Source organism: Pseudomonas sp. BIOMIG1BAC, assembly GCF_001705995.2.
Lineage (GTDB): Bacteria > Pseudomonadota > Gammaproteobacteria > Pseudomonadales > Pseudomonadaceae > Aquipseudomonas > Aquipseudomonas sessilinigenes.
This window is the reverse complement of record NZ_CP049045.1, coordinates 2,761,849-2,777,640: the sequence shown is the minus strand read 5'-3', so window position 1 is coordinate 2,777,640 and position 15,792 is coordinate 2,761,849. Positions and strand designations below refer to the sequence as shown.

Genomic DNA, 15,792 nt, shown 5'->3' with positions numbered 1-15,792 from the left:
GCAGACCTGAGCATGCCCGCATAACTATCATTGCCTACGGATTGAAGAGATCAAGGGACGACACATGGCTCTCCTATGAGGCTTTCGATAAGCTACCTAAGGATGGTCTGAAGTAGCCACGTATTTCTGGCTGACTTCGGTCACCGCCGGTTTGGAAGTTGGCGGGCCTATCCAAAACACTCAGATCACTCACTCATTCCCGTCTTTTTAGGCGCTGCGAACACCTCGCTGCGGCCATTCCCCACATTACAGGCGCACCTCTCCTGTAATGCCCAGTAAATGTCGGCGGGCCATCCACAGATTCGACAACGCAAACAGCGTCACCAGCTGTGCCGTGTTCTTGGCTAGGCCACGGAAACGCGTCTTCACATAACCGAACTGGCGCTTGATCACTCGGAACGGATACTCGACCTTCGCCCTTACCTGCGCCTTGGCTTTTTCGATTTTGCACTTGGCTTTGCACAGGACGCTGCACTTGCCAAGTTTCTGGTAGGTGCTGCGCCGGGCGGCAATCTGCCAGATGACTTGGCGACCTTCATGCTCGAGGCGTTTCTCCACTCCGGTATAACCGGCATCGGCACAGACCACGTTTTCGCCGCCGTGCAGCAGCTTATCGACCTGCGTGACATCTGCCACATTGGCCGCGGTGCCCTGGCGCAGCGACAGGCCGTGATCACCCAGGTAGCCATTGATCACGCCCAGAGTCCCTGCCGCCAGCTCGTGCTTTTCCAGTAGGCGACGGAAGTTGAGGATGGTGATTTCGTCGGGAATGCGCTCCAGGTTCAGCCCGGCAAACTGGCGCAGAATAGTAGTCTCGTACAGTGCCTCTTACATCGTTGGATCGCTGTAGCCGAACCAGTTTTGCATCAGATGGACACGTAGCATCGCCATCAGCGGATAGGCCTGACGACCACCATCATCCTTCGGGTAGTGCGGTTCGATCAGTGTAATCAGCCCCTTCCACGGCACCACCCGATCCATCTCGATCAGGAACAACTCTTTACGGGTCTGTTTGCGTTTTCCCGCGTACTCGGCATCGGCGAAAGTCATTTGCTTCATCGGAAAAACTCGGCGGGTGGCGTCTGGGTATTTTGCCAAAATCAAGGAGTCTTCTTGAGGGTTCTCTTAGCTTGTAGCCAGCCATTATTAAAGACTACGGTCGAGAATGGGCCTTCAATGCGTTGTTGTTAGCACAGTCAAGCGTTGCGTTTCAGAAAGAACTCTCTGTCGAACGCTTCGACAATTGGCATGGCAATGCGCAACTGATGGTGGCCATCGGTGCTGAGGGACACCAGATTCGCACGCTGGTCTTCAGGATTCGTACGCTTTTCGAGAAGCCCATCTCTTTCCAGACGAGATACGATTTGCGAAATATGCATCCGGTCCATACCGGTAAAGTCCGCGATGCCATGCTGAGTGACCAGTTCGCATTCTCGAGTTAGCCAGCCACATACCGCTAGGATGGCGAACTGCGGCTGGGTGAGCCCCAGGGGTTTCAGGCGGGCATTGAGTAGGCGTTGCCAGTCCAAGAAGTCGCGCCATAGCCGGAATCCTGGGCTGTCGCTCGGTCCCGAGTAAGTAGAGCCACTCCAGTTCACGTCGAAGGCTGGTTTGCTCGTACTCATGATGTGCTTACATGGGCTTCACTAAATTGTTTGAGGCCGCGCATTGTATTGGGCAGCGATGCCTGAATGGACTTCCCGACCAAGTACTGAAATAGAAAGCTCAAAGGTCCGGAGAATTCGACCCAATGAGTTGCCACAGTCCATCCACCGCTCTCCGCTAGGCGGTGCCCGAACAACATGCGGCATAACGGCAACCGACTCTGGACCGAGAACGACTTGCCTTCGGTCACTTCGACGATCTGTATATTGGCCTTAGGACCAGTCCTTGGCTTCAGCCAGCCCTTGGCTCCCAGCGTGAGACCGTCGGGCAGGCTTGCACTGGCCACTTCCGGGTCCCAATCGGCCCAGCATTCGGCGTCCTGATACAGCCGGAACACCTGCTCAGGCTTCGATCTAATTTCAATGGACTCTTCGAATTGCATAGACCGCATCCTGTGTTGGTTGTTGAAATATAATAGTAAATGCATTTACAAAATTAAACTACAGAACACTCTCATTTGAAGAAAATCTAGCCACTCGATACTCTTGAATTATTTTGGAGGGCGGGATGAGCCGCTATCGGCTGCGCGCTGATCGGTGGGAACGGATCAAGGATCTGTTGCCTGGAAAAGTCAGCGACCGAGGTGCCACGACCCGTGATAATCGACTGTTTGTAGAAGCTGTGCTGGGTGGCCCGAACCTGAGCCCTTGGCGTAATCTGCCCGATTTCTATGGCAATTGGCATCGCGTGTACGTTCACTATGACCGATGGTTACGCAAAGGCGTCTGGCTAAAACCGATGGCCTCGCTTTGTGGTGATACTGATCTGGTAGTGGGCTGTCTGGGCCGGCTCCTAGTGGCCATGAGACAGGACCGGATGGCGTAAGGATGGTGATCGATTGTGCTCGGCGAGCCTTTGACTGGAACGGTGGACGAGAGGTACCGCCATCGAAACTCTCTGGAAGCTCGAAAGGGGAAGTCCAGACATTTTGCCAAAATCAGGAAGTCTTTTTCAGAATTTCCCTAAATCAATGGATGGCAAAATGCCTGGAGTAAAAATGAAAGATGAATTCGACGTCACCACATCCTATGGGCTTAAGTCTGCCGCAGACTTTTTCCGCGAAGGCAGTGTGCTTGCCTGGTTCATAAATCCGCTAGCAACTGCACTCTTCGCAGGAGAGCAACTGCTTAAAGCAAACTCAGAGAGCACTTCAGTTGAAAACCAAGGGAAAGCGGCTGTTGAAATTATCAAGCAAGGAAAAGAAAGTGGCGCCAAAAAAATCAAAGTGACTATTGATCAACAGGCTGGCGCAAATCTCAATATTCCAATTGATGGTGTAAACATCTCTGCGATGATGGGGAGTAACGGAAAAATGACCCTCGAGGTGGAATACGCGTAACTAATTATTCGTCCTTACAAGCTCCAGCCACAGCTTCCAATTGCCGTTCATATCCGATCCGCTGCCGGCGCTCGGCCAGCAGCGTCCGCACCTTCACTTCCAGGCTGTCGGTCTTGCGCAGGCCCGCCGAGTCGCAGGGCGGTACAACAACATCCGGAGCGCGGCACGGCACCTGGCACCACATGCGGGCGGAAACCATAAAATTCTTTAAATATCAGCACATTATGTAGGCGATCACTGCAATCGACGCCTAACGATGTTCAACATGGTTTCACCATCCCCCGCAAAAGTCCCTGCCTTCCGGCGTCCTGCCGACCGAACACCTTTCCCCTCAAACACAAGACGTCTTCACAACTGATCAAGCCTGGAGGTTCAGTTCTGGCTTATCATCCCCCAGACAGGACTATCCTACCGTTCGTCTTATCTCTCCCCAGCTTCAACCCGCCAGCTTTGACAGTCAATTTTTCGGATCTATAGTTCGCTAAAGCCTGTTGAAAAACCCAGAATGTAGTTTAAATAAAATGGAGTAATACTGGCAAAGTTTGGGCGGTTACAAAAAACAACGAAGCTAGCTAGTCACCTCGTTGTGGATTTTCACCATAAGCCAAACGCCTATCAAAAGGAGTAAGAATATGTCTTTCGCAAAAAAATTCACCTTAAGCGAATTGTCATTATCCTTCGCTGCTATTTTGACCTCTCGCTCACACAACAACCTCCAAACAAGAACCAACGCAAGCAGACGCCTTCTGCAGTTTCAGGGATGGCCTTATTGACCATCAATCAAACGAAATACAATTAATTACCCCCAAAACAACTTTAACCACACTCTTAAATTTAAAATATTGCCATCAGAACCAGAGCCACACGCCTAAAAAATACAACTCTTCAGGTAGTGCAATAGGTTGTTATTTGCCCAAGGAAAAACGGTAGCTGCTGCTACGATAACAAATGAATTGCAGCGCTATCATTAAATATTATCTCCAGGAAGGAGAAACCTATCATGACTTCGTAACCATTAGTATTTCTTATGCATTGCACAATAGAAAACAACAGCAACTCACTCTAATGCAATTGGAGATTTTTATCATGGGCGCATCTGAAAAGTTCTATTTAACCATTGTTAATAACTCAAAAACTAAAACCCTCATTTACAAAGACATAAACTTCGATTGGGGAAGAGTAGAATCTAGCTCTTATCCTGCAGCTCAAGTCGCGCCAAAAACAACAGTTCAAGTCTTAGTCGCTCAAGGCAGGGATAATGCATCCTCTGGCACGGAGGGTTATATTAGTTATTCCATTTATGGCCAAGATGACAGATGGGTAAAAGCATCATGGAATGTACCTTGGGCAGCAGGAGTAGAGAATACGTGCGTCACTAGCTCAAGCGATGACCATAAGCCAGAGAGCCCAGATGGGAATATTGTTTGGCAACCAGAAACACCTACATCCGGTGGCGGCACAACCTTATCAGTGATAATGAAATTCGGCTATGAAATAGAAGAGTAATAATTATGATCAACTATCAATGGATTATAACACTCGACTATATACAGAGATCAACATTACAGGACTTCCAGGGATAGTTTGTCGTTCGGTGGCCAGCATGGATGTTGATGCACCTTAGGCTGGCCGCCCTTTTTTACTTTGTCGCGGACACTTCTTGTACATAGGATTGGTACGCCGCCAGAGCGATCAATCCCAGATCACCGGCATCGGTGGTTAGCTGCACGATGTTGAACTGGTCACAAGCTCCCGCTCATACCCGACCCGCTGCCGGCGCTCTACCAGCAGCGCCCTCACCTCCACATCCAGCGATACACCCGACGTCGTGCCGACCGAACACCAATCCCCTTCCCTATACACCTCGTCGCCTCGAATCGCGGACTTGCTACACATCATACACTGTGCATAAACACAGTATCAGTTACGTAGTCTGATCCGATGAAGAACCAATCCTCACCCCCTGCACACGCGAAAGCCGAGTGGATGGTGCAATGGCGGCGTAACTTGACTATTGAGGAAGTTGGCAATGCCAGAGCATTTTTGTGCTCGAATCTGGCGCCTGCTATTTACCATATGCGGCTTCGCGATACCTGCGATGCAAGCGAGACATCTCAGTTGCGCCGCGATTTAACGTATTCGGAAACGTGGGGAAACGGTGAGCCGGATGCCTTCCTTGCTTGATAAGCACTCCGAGGTATTTAAAGTGAGTCTATTAACTGGAGAGCGTTATGAACGAAATTTTCATTATCCAAAAGAGACCACTGCAGTCTGGACCAAGCGGCTTCTACTATCGGATAGTCAACACTCGGACTGGCGAGATGGAAATGTTAAATTTCCTGAATCTGTTTGCGGCAGAAAGTCACTGCAAACGCCTCAACGAATTAGCAGCTTATGAGAACTCCTTGAGTGCCAGTACGCCCCAGTGCCTGTGATGGATACAGCGACCTCAGCTGGTGTGAGATTATCTGTATTTTTCCTCACGTAGGCACTAATCGAATTTAAATAGCTCAACTCATCATCGACGGTGCTGCGACTTAGCAGGCTGCTGAGTATTCAATCCGGCGCAACTGGCCTGATCGGGATCATCCTCGCAACTGTCCTGATAGCTAAAATACTGGCAGCCGGACACCAATACGAATAACAAAACCACCAGCAAATACTTCATGAATTAGCTCTATACTTTCTTTAAATTATTGAATGCCTTGGTTGCCTGATCAGCGTATTTTTATAATCCCTAGATGAGTGGACCTCCCTAGCCTGCTGATGTTCATGATGGCCACTTTTAGTGAAGTCCTGTTCACTTGAATCCTTTAGCACTATTCAGTACAGCCTCACACTCGCGGCGATCATCTTTAGTAAGGCTTGCTGTAGAAAAAAACCTACGACTATAATTGCTCTCATATCATCGTTCACTGATTTTTTCAGAAAGAATAGTTCAACGTTGGAGCAACGCAAGCCAAAAATGCCCTACCACCTATGCAGCGCAATTTGCGCTATGAACTTTTCATGGCTACCGTATTAGAGCCCTTTCCTAATCAAGGGCCAGTGATTACACAGGGATAGACGAAACATGCGAGCACTTAAATCAATCTGCCTAGCCTCAATGACGGCCATTGGCTTGATGCCTCACGTCGGCTTCGTAAATGCCGAGGGGGATGTGGCTAAAGACGTAAGAGATGATGTTCGTGATGCAGATAAAGATGTTAAGCGCGATGATCATGAAGTAGATAAGGAGGCCAAACATCTCGAAAAAGAGCGTCACAAAGAAGAGCGGCATGTAGAGAAAGAGGCAAAAAAACATCTTTAAAGAATGGATAAAAATCCTATAAAAATAAGGATTTCCGATCTGCGCCCAGAGCGGCATGGTCGACATTCACGACCGCCGGCCAGTTGTCCTGGCCCCGGACCTGGCCCGGGAATGGCTAAATCCAGCAACGCCAAAGGAACGCGCCGAACAGATGGCTCTTCACCAGGGCGAACCGTCCGAGCTGTTCGAGTGGTTTAGGGTAAGTGCCGCCGTCGGCAACGTTAGGAATCACGGGGCGGAACTGATCGAGCCCTTGGAGATGCCTTCATAGGCCTGCCCGCACGTCACTCCCCTTCCCCGACTTTGATCAACCTCTGCTGCCAGGTCTCCCGCTTGCGCATCAGCGCACTTGAACAGCTCGGCAAGCACCAGGGGTGTGCGGGTTGCCACGGGCACGAAAGCCAGTGACGACCATCAAGACAATGGCCGGAACGACCACCGCACTGGCCACGAGCATCGCGCCTTCGACCCCGGCCACCTTCAACGCTTGTGCACCGATGATCACCCCCACTCCGATAGCGCTGTTCAATACCGCCGTATGGATGGCGGTCGCTGGCAAGGTATGGCTGCCAGCGATCCGTAACACCCAGGTTTGCAAGCCGGTAAACAAGGCAGAGATCGCCACGCCCCAAGCCACCAGCAGCACGACGACAGGTACGACGCCCAATAATGGGCCATGGATGCCCAGCACGGCCAGCACCAGGGTCATGGTGACCAAGGCCAGCAAGATCAAGGCTCGCAAGTGACGATCGATGAAGAGTGCGCTGAGCAGGTTGCCCAGAAAACCGGCAGCCCCGAAGGCGAACAACAGGACCGCGATCATGTATGACGTGATACCGGGTACCTGGCCGATAAAGGGCTCGACAAAGGTATAGGCGCCGAAATGGGCAGCGGCTGTCAGCCCGGTGATGAAGTAAGTGCTCAACAGATCCTTGCGGCGCAGGATTGCCCCAAAGCCAACACCCTTGGCCAGCGAGGGAATGGTCATGGAGGGCAGCACCAGCATCATGGCTGCGGCACTGACCGCGCACATCAGCGCCAGGCAGGCGAACGCCGTGCGCCACCCCGCATACTGGCCCACCAGATTGACCAATGGAACACCCATCACGGTAGCGATCGTGATGCCACCCAGAACGATCGAAGTCGCCAGTCCAACATGCTGCACCGGCACCAGGTGGGCGGCTGTTGCCGCCACGATTGCCCAGAACACCCCATGGGCCAGCGCCCCGGCGATACGAGCGGCAAGCAGCAACGAGAACTCAGGAGACAATGCCGCCAGGCCATTGGACAGCGCCAGGATCAGCATCAATGCAAGCAGCAGCGCCTTGCGCCCTATCCACCGATTCAGCCAATTGGACAACAGGCCACTGGCAGCACCGATCCAGGCGTACACAGTGACCGTCAAGCCGATGGTGGATGGCGCCCGCCCAAGATCGCCAGCGATCTGCGACAGCAAGCCAATGGGCGCGAACTCGGAGGTGACCATGGTGAACGAGGCGATGCACAGCACGCAAAGCGCACACCCTATCCGCAGAGCTGAGTGGTCCATGGGCGAATTCATCCTTGTTCATGATCGAATCAGCAAGCCCCGCCCGCACCTGGGCTGGATGCGGGTGGGCCCGACGAAAACCGGGACACATCATATCCGGTTCATCGAAACATGCCCGCTGCGATGGGCACCCATCATCTAGCGTCGCCCCGCACAGCGGCGAACTTCTGGAGGGAGAGCCCTCCTCAACGGGCACCCAGCAGCTGGAAGGACAACAACCCTGCTGCCGTCATCAGCAACGAACCGACCACATGCAACGAAATCGACCCCAGCGCCCAGAGTAACCTGCCCTCCTGTATCAGGGAGACCGTCTCGGCCGAAAAGGTCGAGAAGGTCGTCAGCCCTCCACAGAAGCCGGTAATGATCAGTAAGCGCCACTCGGGACTCAAAGAGGGAGAGGCCGCCAAAAAGGCGATGGCCAGGCCAATGATGTAGCCCCCAAGCATGTTCGCCAGCACAGTGCCAGGCGGGATGGCCGGGAACAGCACATTGAGCTTGAGCCCCAGGAACCAGCGCAACCAGGCTCCGATAGAGGCGCCAATGGCGATGACCAGCAGTGACTTCAGCATGATGGGCAGCCCCCAGGTGATTGCGATGGCCTAGGGCGCTGCAAGCGGGAGTGACAAGATAAGGGCAATAAAGGCGGTAGGGTCATGGTCCTGTCCTGGATTGAGGACAGGGAAGCAGGCACGCCTACGCACCCTGTCCAGGGTTTGCGTAGGCATCATCAGCACGAAGCGGTTCAAGGAGGAATGCCATCTCCGGGGCAAATCCTATAGCAAGGCCAACTCGGCCTTCAAGTTTGCATCACCCAGAAAGTGCAGCGCCAAGCCAGCCAGTGGCCCATCCAACCAGGCAGCACATTCCTTGCAGATTCACCTGGCACTCAGCAGAAGAGTTCGCCCAGCACCATGGCCTCGCCATCCATGAACCGGTAAAGAGCCACGGGTACCGGGCGAACGTCTCAACGCTATGCGCTCGCCATGAGATGTTCAACTGTCAGCAATAATTGACCTGGACCGCGGCTTGCCCTGGTTACTGGCCGGCACCGGCAAACGCCCTGCGCCCGGCGCGCAGCTCGGTACGTAGCTCGCCAATGAGATTGGAGACATCCCGCACGCTAGTGAGCTGGGCCTGGGACACACCGTTCAACAGCAGGTCCACTCGGCCTGAAGCCGCATCGTAGATCTTGATGCTCAACGACCCGTTGGCGTTAACGCTGCAAATGCAGGAAAGCGGGAGAAAGCCGGACTCCAGTATGTGACAAAGCTCGCGAGTAGAGAGCATGGCCTTCTGACCTGTGTGGAGGGTTCTGGGAATTTTTCCCATTCAGGTTAGAACAGTATTCCTACACATGTATCAAGAAACACACAGGAAAATGTGCGGTGCAGCACAGTTTCTGAACATCCTGTTTTGCCCAAGTGCCCTGTTCTTTTTCCCGGCAGCTGTGTAAGTTTCATTCCATGAACCTGCGCCCCAACCCCCATAGCACCCCGATTATTACCACCTTCATCGATAAGGTGGGCTAGCGGCTGGACCGCATCAACCCGCCTCGGAGGCGGGGCTCATGACCACTCTTCTGGGGCTACAAAAAAGGAGACGAAGCATGAACCACACCTCCACTGCCGTCTTGCACCTGTTGTGCGGCAAGATCGCTTCAGGTAAATCGACCCGCGCCAGACAACTGGCAGAAGCCCCAGGCATCGTGCTGATCAGCGAGGATCAGTGGCTGGCAACGTTGTATCCGCAGATGATCCATTCGCTCGCTGACTACGTATCATGCGCCCGGCGCCTGGGCAGCGCCCTGGAACCCCTGGTGGTAGCCATGTTGCGAGCGGGAACCAGCGTTGTACTGGATTTCCCGGCCAATACCCTGGCCCAGCGCGCCTGGCTGCGCTCCCTTGCCGACCGGGCGGGTGTCACCCATCAACTGCATGTACTGAACGTCGACGAGGAGACCTGCCGGCGCCGCTTGCGCGAGCGCAACAGCTTGGGCGAACACCCCTTTTCCACCAGCGATGAGCAATTCGAATTGATCTGCAGTCACTTCGTTCCACCGCAGGCCGAGGAACAGTTGAATCTGGTGGAAACCTGACAGGGCCAGCCCCACAACGATCCCGCTCCTGTCGTCATGGGGCTGGCGCTACGCATGTGGGGCCTGGCCAGGCCTCAATGGAGGTAGCCGAAGCGCTCGATGTACTGGTCTTCCAGACGACGGCACTTCTCAGCAAATGGTGATGGGCCAGTGGAAGAGCCCGGCATTGCCATGCTCAGTCGGCGGCAATGGAGGATCTCGTCCTGAGCCCGTTCCCGTTCCCGGTCTATCTCAGCGTTGTACCTGACGATGCAGGCTCCCAAGACCACAGCAATACCCACCAGGGACAGCACCAGCGTCCTAAATCCGTCCTCACGGTCATCCCTTCCGTCATCGTGTTGGATCATCAGCATCCCGCCGCCAATACACATACTCCCCCAAAGGAGGTTGCGTACTGTAGCAGTTCTGCCAACAACGACCGAAGCCGCCAAAGGTCGGGAGTGGCATTGCCCGCCCTCGTGCCGTCCCGATATCAGGACGGCGCCAGAGCCAGAAAAACATCAGAAAGGGGAGCTTGCCTGGTCAAATTTCAGGCAAAAAAAAGCCCAAGTAGCTGATGGACACTTGGGGCTAAAAATGCATAAACCGTGGTAGGTGAACGCAGGGCTATAGTAACGGACTGGTACATTCTGTAACAAGTTTTTTTCCGGAAAAAAGGTAAATAAAATCACTTTATTTGGAAAATATCCACAATTTTTTTAAGTCATTGGATTTCAAGGATTTATTTTCCAGCAATTGGCAATTACCTTTCGACGAACTGCCACAACGTTCGTCCGACAGCCCACCGTTTAAACGAAAGTGCGCTGAAAATTCACACAATCGCAACAGACAGGCATCCAGGGCACCCTTAAATTGCCGGCACCTGCCTGAACGGAATGTGCTGCATGAACGACTTCCTCGATACGCTGCCCCTGCTCCTGTGCCTCACCACCTTTGCCTGGTGCTGCTGGGGCTAGGCCACACCTTCGAGGCGCAAGCACCAACACCACCCAGGCATCCCTTTCCCACCCTACGATTCACACCGGCTCAGCAAGCCTGCAATTGCCGAACACTCCCCGACCGATAGCCCGAGCCCTTAGCAGATGCGCTTGCACCTGGCTCGATTCCGACTCGAATATCAGCGTCGAAGTCTCGACCCGTGCTCCGCAGTAATCGAAGACGCCGTGATCGATCTGGGTTTTCATGGCCTGGAGGTAACCATGCCGTTCGTAGGTACCGGCATCGGCTCCGGCAACCCCCACCATATGTACCCGCAGGTGCCGAAGCTTCTTCACCAACGGAGCGTCGGCTTGAAAATCAAAGGCCCAGCCATTGGCGAATACCCGGTCGATCCAGCCCTTGAGCAAGGCCGGCATGGCCCACCAATAGACGGGATAAACCAGCACCAGGACATCGGCGCGATCGATCCGGGCCTGCTCGGCAAGCACATCGGCGGGCGGTGCGGCCTGCCCTCGGTGTACCGCGATATCGGCGGCAGCGAAACACGGATCGAAGGCTTCGGCCCAGAGGTCGGCCAGTTCGAAGGAGTGCTCCGGACCAGAGTCCTCGATACCTGCGATGACTTCCCGTGCCAACTGCTGGCTCAGGGACAGGGGATCATGATGAGCAACCACGATGAGTGCGTGCATGGCAAAGGCTCCTGTTGCTGGATTGCGCGACTTGCTGGGGGTTTATATACTTTTAGTAAGTTACTAACGATAAGTTACTTTTGGTACATAAGCATGTCAAGCAACCAGGAAAGCACTCCCAATCCGCCTCCCCGACGGCGTCTGTCGCGGGAACAGCGGCTGCAACAATTGATGGCAGTGGCCTGGAGGATTGTCCGTGAACATGGCACCGAAGCCCTGACCCTGGGTTACCTGGCCGAGCAGGCGGGGGTTACCAAGCCTGTGGTCTATGACCATTTCGCCACTCGAGCGGTGCTGCTGATAGCGCTGTACCAGGACTTCGATCAGCGCCAGACCCTCCAGATGGACCAGGCCCTTGAGCGCAGCGAACCACTGCTGGCCCATCGCGCAAGGGTGATCGCCAGCTCCTATGTCGATTGCGTGCTACTCCAGGGACGGGAGATACCCGGGGTTATTGCGGCCCTGGCCAGCTCGCCGGAACTGGAAGCCGTCAAACTCCAGTATCAGCAAGTTTTCCTGGATAAATGCCGTAGCAACCTGCAGCCCTTTGCTGAGGGCGCCATCATCTCAGCCGCGGCATTGCGGGCGATGCTCGGCGCTGCCGAGGCGGTCTCCCATGCGGCAGCCCTGGGGGAAATCACTCCAGCGCAAGCTCAGGACGAGCTCTACGCCAACATCGTGGCCATGGTCGAGCGCGCTCGCGCAAACGAATCGATATCCCGTCGGGGTGCAATTGAATGAAACCCCCATTGCATCCCTAGAACAATCGGAACGCGTAGACTGCGCACATGACCGACAATGCCCGCCAGCCCGGGGCGCACAGACCGAGAGCCACCATGTCGCGACAATCGCCTGCATCCTCGACGCCCCTTGCCGACAGCGCCGAGCCACCACTCACCCCGGACACCCTGGTACTCGACCCACAAGCCAGCCGCGTGCTCTCGGTCTTCGACTTCGATGGCACCCTCACCCGCCACGACAGTTTCGTGCCGTTTCTGCGCTTCGCCTTCGGCCCGCGCCGCTTCCATCAGCGGATGCTCAAGCTGGCCCTGCCCAGCCTGGGGTTTCTCGCCCGCCGGGTGGCTCGCGATCAACTCAAGGCGCGACTGATCAACGTCTTCCTCAAGGGGATCGAAGCGGCATGGGTGCAACAGCAGGCCGAGGCATTCTGCCAACGCTCCTGGAACCAACTGATGCGCCCCGCCGGCCTGCTGGCGGTGACCGACGAACTGCGCTCCGGAGCCCAGGTGACTTTATGCTCGGCCTCGCCGGCCCTGGTTCTACAGCCATTCGCCAAGCGCCTGGGGATCGAGTTGATCGGCACCGAACTGGAGGTCATCGATGGCGTCCTGACCGGGCATATCGTTGGCAACAATTGTCGCTGCGAGAACAAGGTCCTGCGCCTTGAAAGCATCTATGGCCCCCTGGAGCAGTACCGTTTGCGCGCCTGGGGCGATACCCGGGGCGATCGCGAGTTGCTCGCCGCGGCCCAGGACGCTCACTGGCGGCACTTTCACCCAGCCTGGCGCCGTGGGCAGCTCGCTCGCTGAGGCTCACCAACAGCCCACTCTGGTCGTGCTCGACTAGCCCAGCCAGTGCCCCTGGGTCCCAGCAGCGGTTGTCGAAACGAGCCCGGCTCAGCGGTCCACCGCCTTCAATCGGGCTTGTGGGCCAGCCGCTGGCGCATGCTGGCACTGGCAACGGGGCCGGCCTTTATGGTGCAGGCCTCCAGCGGCACCACCCGACCCTCGACCCTCTCCACCATTGCCGGCTCTACCGGCCTGCCACTCTGGCTATCGATAAGCTGCACGCTCTGGCCTTCAGGCGCGAAATGGCGATTGCCCCATGCCACGAACGCCATGAGCACCACGCGAAAATCCTCTCCCTTGGCGGTAGGCACATACTCATGGCGCACAGGACGCTGGCAATAAGCTCGACGCTCCAGCAACCCCGCCTCCACCAGCGAGTTGAGACGCCGGGTCAGCATGTTCGGAGCGATCTCCAGGCTGCGGGAGAACTCATCGAAACGCCTCAAACCATGCAGCGCATCACGCATGATCAGGATGCTCCACCACTCCCCAACCCTCTCCAGGGACCTGGCGATCGGGCATTCTGCCTGCTCCAGGCTTCTTCGCTGCATGGCCGACTCCTGCGGTAACGTTCAAGTATTTGTGGAACCGGATGTTACTTTCATCATGATAGTATCGTCCACGCTTCATCTTCCCCGATCAGGTAAATCGAAGGAGCAAGTGCGGCATGAGCAAACGCATCGTAGTTACAGGCATGGGTGCAATCACTCCGCTGGGTTGCGGAGTCGAGCAGGTCTGGCAGCGCCTGCTGGCAGGTCGCTCGGGAATCCGCCAACTGCCAGAGCAATTCATTGCAGGCCTGTCCACCACCATCGGTGGCCAGGTGCCGGATTCGATCGAGGATCCTCAAGCCGGCTTCGATCCTGACCGACTCCTGGCCGCCAAGGAACAGCGCAAGATGGACCGCTTCATCCTGTTCGCTCTGGCCGCTGCCGAAGAAGCCCTGGCCCAGGCCAACTGGCGCCCGGATACCGCCGAGGCCCAGGAACGCACGGCTACCATCATCGCTTCGGGGGTCGGCGGCTTCCCTGCTATCGCCGAAGCGGTACGCACCAGCGATAGCAAGGGACCGCGACGTCTTTCGCCCTTCACCATCCCATCATTCCTGAGCAACCTGGCTGCCGGCCAGGTGTCGATCCGCCATGGGCTCAAAGGGCCGCTGGGCACCCCGGTCACGGCTTGCGCCGCCGGAGTCCAGGCCATCGGCGATGCCGCCCGGATGATCCGTGCAGGTGAAGTCGATGTCGCCCTGTGTGGTGGCGCAGAAGCCACGATCCATCAGGTCAGCCTGGCGGGCTTTGCTGCCGCACGTGCCCTGTCCAGCGACTACAACGACACGCCCCATCGCGCCTCGCGGCCATTCGACCAGAGTCGTGATGGTTTTGTCATGGGAGAAGGAGCGGGACTGCTGGTCATCGAGGAGCTGGAGCACGCATTGGCACGAGGCGCCCAGCCCATTGCAGAAGTGGTGGGATATGGCACCAGCAGCGACGCCTACCACATGACGGCAGGTCCGGAGGACGGCAACGGCGCCCGTCGCGCCATGGAACTGGCCTTGCGACAGGCCGGTATCGCCCCCTCTGCAGTGCAGCACCTCAACGCCCACGCCACCTCGACCCCGGTAGGCGACAAGGGCGAGTTGGCGGCCATCAGGGCGCTGTTCGGTAACGGCGCCAGCCCGGCCATCAGTGCCACGAAATCCGCCACGGGGCACTTGCTGGGCGCCGCAGGCGGGATCGAGGCGATCTTCACCATCCTCGCCCTGCGTGATCAAGTCGCTCCGGCAACACTTAACCTGGAGAACCCGGACGACGCAGCCGAAGGCCTGGACCTGGTCCGCGGCCAGGCCCGGAAGATGGCCATGCAGTATGCGCTGTCCAATGGCTTCGGCTTTGGCGGGGTCAATGCCAGCGTACTGTTCAAGCGTTGGGCGTAAGGCCGCAGGCCTGCGCGGTGCCTGGTACGAAGAGCGGCTTGTAGTCGCAATGGATCTGCAAGCTTTCGGTGTGGTTGCGGTGAATCTGGAAACCGCACTGCACCAAGGCTGCCTTGACGCCATCCAGCGCCATTGCATAACGCGCCTTCAGCAGTTGCTGGCGCTTGGGTGAGGTAAACACTCCCAGGGGCAAGAAGCGCAAGCGCTTGCCCTCAAGGACAATCGAAACATCGACATGCGTGCCATCCACATCGTGGCCATTGGCACCAAAGATATCGTCCACCTCATCCTGGCGTCCCGGGTAGCACCAGCAGAACAGGCGAATCCCCAGCCAGCGTGACAGCGTCCGGAAGCCGCCCAGCCTACTGCTGCGATTCTCATAGCCTCGTGTCACCAACAGTCGCGTGGTACCCGGCAAGCCTTGCTGGACCTTGAGCAACTGCTGGAAGACCTGCGAATCCAGCGCCACCTGCGACGATGGCCAACGCGGCGCGATCGTCAATCCCTGATGGTCGCCCCTGGTGAGAATAAGCATGAACATCGCCCTGATGATTTTTGTGCGGGCCATCCTACACAGACAGGACAAGTCGATGGACAAAATCTCCTCGCTCTTCAGCATCCCTACAGCCATCTTCCCCCGTGACAGGACACAGGCAGTTTAGTTATCCTGATAATGGCTCA

18 protein-coding genes, 2 pseudogenes and 1 riboswitch are annotated in these 15,792 nt (G+C 56.0%); of the genes and pseudogenes, 9 read left to right on the top strand and 11 right to left on the bottom strand.

The window, feature by feature from the left end:
* Positions 1-246: 246 nt before the first annotated feature.
* From ATY02_RS13305 to ATY02_RS13295, 3 genes and pseudogenes are all read right to left on the bottom strand, one after another.
* A pseudogene (locus ATY02_RS13305) lies at positions 247-1,059 on the bottom strand (IS5 family transposase).
* Between the two features lie 137 nt (positions 1,060-1,196).
* Entirely contained in the window at positions 1,197-1,625 is a 429-nt protein-coding gene (locus ATY02_RS13300; protein ID WP_068580706.1) for a MarR family winged helix-turn-helix transcriptional regulator, read from the bottom strand.
* The gene (locus tag ATY02_RS13295) at positions 1,622-2,047 is read right to left on the bottom strand and encodes an SRPBCC family protein (protein WP_068580702.1); all 426 of its coding nucleotides are present in this window, start codon (positions 2,045-2,047) and stop codon (positions 1,622-1,624) included. The genes ATY02_RS13300 and ATY02_RS13295 overlap by 4 nt, the downstream gene beginning before the upstream one ends.
* 125 nt (positions 2,048-2,172) lie before the next feature.
* Between ATY02_RS13295 and ATY02_RS13290 the strand changes: the two genes are divergently transcribed.
* The 3 genes from ATY02_RS13290 (at position 2,173) to ATY02_RS13280 (ending at position 4,510) form a co-directional block, all read left to right on the top strand.
* Positions 2,173-2,490: a transposase gene (locus ATY02_RS13290; protein WP_083235722.1), complete on the top strand. Its 318-nt coding sequence runs from the start codon at positions 2,173-2,175 to the stop codon at positions 2,488-2,490.
* A 172-nt stretch (positions 2,491-2,662) separates the two neighbouring features.
* Positions 2,663-3,004, top strand: coding sequence for a hypothetical protein (locus ATY02_RS13285; RefSeq protein ID WP_068580700.1), 342 nt, complete (start codon positions 2,663-2,665; stop codon positions 3,002-3,004).
* Between the two features lie 948 nt (positions 3,005-3,952).
* Positions 3,953-4,510: an aegerolysin family protein gene (locus ATY02_RS13280; protein WP_083235719.1), complete on the top strand. Its 558-nt coding sequence runs from the start codon at positions 3,953-3,955 to the stop codon at positions 4,508-4,510.
* A 1,012-nt stretch (positions 4,511-5,522) separates the two neighbouring features.
* On the opposite strand, the gene ATY02_RS13275 is transcribed toward ATY02_RS13280, so the two are convergent.
* Positions 5,523-5,672 (bottom strand): hypothetical protein, encoded by a 150-nt coding sequence (locus ATY02_RS13275; RefSeq protein WP_164823658.1) that lies wholly within the window; start codon positions 5,670-5,672, stop codon positions 5,523-5,525.
* Between the two features lie 405 nt (positions 5,673-6,077).
* Here ATY02_RS13275 and ATY02_RS13270 point away from each other — a divergent pair, with 405 nt between their 5' ends.
* Both ATY02_RS13270 and ATY02_RS13265 read left to right on the top strand, forming a co-directional pair.
* Complete coding sequence (locus ATY02_RS13270) at positions 6,078-6,314, top strand: hypothetical protein (protein ID WP_141698166.1); 237 nt, start codon at positions 6,078-6,080, stop codon at positions 6,312-6,314.
* Positions 6,315-6,357: 43 nt separating this feature from the next.
* Positions 6,358-6,585, top strand: a pseudogene (locus ATY02_RS13265) (SOS response-associated peptidase family protein); the annotation flags it as partial.
* A gap of 69 nt (positions 6,586-6,654) precedes the next feature.
* Here ATY02_RS13265 and ATY02_RS13255 read toward each other — a convergent pair.
* From ATY02_RS13255 to ATY02_RS13245, 3 genes are all read right to left on the bottom strand, one after another.
* Positions 6,655-7,863 carry an MFS transporter gene (locus tag ATY02_RS13255; protein ID WP_068580691.1) on the bottom strand — a complete coding sequence of 403 codons (1,209 nt, stop codon included), beginning with the start codon at positions 7,861-7,863 and terminating at the stop codon, positions 6,655-6,657.
* Between the two features lie 185 nt (positions 7,864-8,048).
* Positions 8,049-8,432, bottom strand: a complete 384-nt coding sequence (gene crcB, locus ATY02_RS13250; RefSeq protein WP_068580689.1) for a fluoride efflux transporter CrcB — start codon at positions 8,430-8,432, stop codon at positions 8,049-8,051.
* A 142-nt stretch (positions 8,433-8,574) separates the two neighbouring features.
* A riboswitch (Fluoride riboswitch) is annotated at positions 8,575-8,635 on the bottom strand.
* A 263-nt stretch (positions 8,636-8,898) separates the two neighbouring features.
* Entirely contained in the window at positions 8,899-9,150 is a 252-nt protein-coding gene (locus tag ATY02_RS13245) for a DUF1652 domain-containing protein (protein WP_068580778.1), read from the bottom strand.
* 319 nt (positions 9,151-9,469) lie between these two features.
* Between ATY02_RS13245 and ATY02_RS13240 the strand changes: the two genes are divergently transcribed.
* Positions 9,470-9,958 (top strand): AAA family ATPase, encoded by a 489-nt coding sequence (locus ATY02_RS13240; RefSeq protein ID WP_068580687.1) that lies wholly within the window; start codon positions 9,470-9,472, stop codon positions 9,956-9,958.
* Positions 9,959-10,032: 74 nt separating this feature from the next.
* On the opposite strand, the gene ATY02_RS13235 is transcribed toward ATY02_RS13240, so the two are convergent.
* Positions 10,033-10,311, bottom strand: a complete 279-nt coding sequence (locus ATY02_RS13235) for a hypothetical protein (RefSeq protein WP_068580685.1) — start codon at positions 10,309-10,311, stop codon at positions 10,033-10,035.
* 663 nt (positions 10,312-10,974) lie between these two features.
* Positions 10,975-11,586: an NAD(P)H-dependent oxidoreductase gene (locus ATY02_RS13230; RefSeq protein WP_068580682.1), complete on the bottom strand. Its 612-nt coding sequence runs from the start codon at positions 11,584-11,586 to the stop codon at positions 10,975-10,977.
* 93 nt (positions 11,587-11,679) lie between these two features.
* Between ATY02_RS13230 and ATY02_RS13225 the strand changes: the two genes are divergently transcribed.
* Entirely contained in the window at positions 11,680-12,327 is a 648-nt protein-coding gene (locus ATY02_RS13225; RefSeq protein ID WP_068580680.1) for a TetR/AcrR family transcriptional regulator, read from the top strand.
* Positions 12,328-12,422: 95 nt separating this feature from the next.
* Positions 12,423-13,136 carry an HAD-IB family hydrolase gene (locus ATY02_RS13220; protein WP_068580678.1) on the top strand — a complete coding sequence of 238 codons (714 nt, stop codon included), beginning with the start codon at positions 12,423-12,425 and terminating at the stop codon, positions 13,134-13,136.
* A 104-nt stretch (positions 13,137-13,240) separates the two neighbouring features.
* Here the strand turns inward: ATY02_RS13220 and ATY02_RS13215 are convergent, their stop codons facing one another.
* Positions 13,241-13,726: a winged helix-turn-helix transcriptional regulator gene (locus tag ATY02_RS13215; protein WP_068580677.1), complete on the bottom strand. Its 486-nt coding sequence runs from the start codon at positions 13,724-13,726 to the stop codon at positions 13,241-13,243.
* Between the two features lie 116 nt (positions 13,727-13,842).
* On the opposite strand from ATY02_RS13215, the gene fabF reads away from it, so the two are divergent.
* On the top strand, positions 13,843-15,111 hold the full coding sequence (gene fabF, locus ATY02_RS13210) for a beta-ketoacyl-ACP synthase II (protein ID WP_068580676.1): 1,269 nt from the start codon (positions 13,843-13,845) through the stop codon (positions 15,109-15,111).
* Here the strand turns inward: fabF and ATY02_RS13205 are convergent.
* Positions 15,095-15,730 (bottom strand): hypothetical protein, encoded by a 636-nt coding sequence (locus ATY02_RS13205; RefSeq protein WP_228022283.1) that lies wholly within the window; start codon positions 15,728-15,730, stop codon positions 15,095-15,097. The genes fabF and ATY02_RS13205 overlap by 17 nt on opposite strands.
* Between the last annotated feature and the right edge of the window lie 62 nt (positions 15,731-15,792).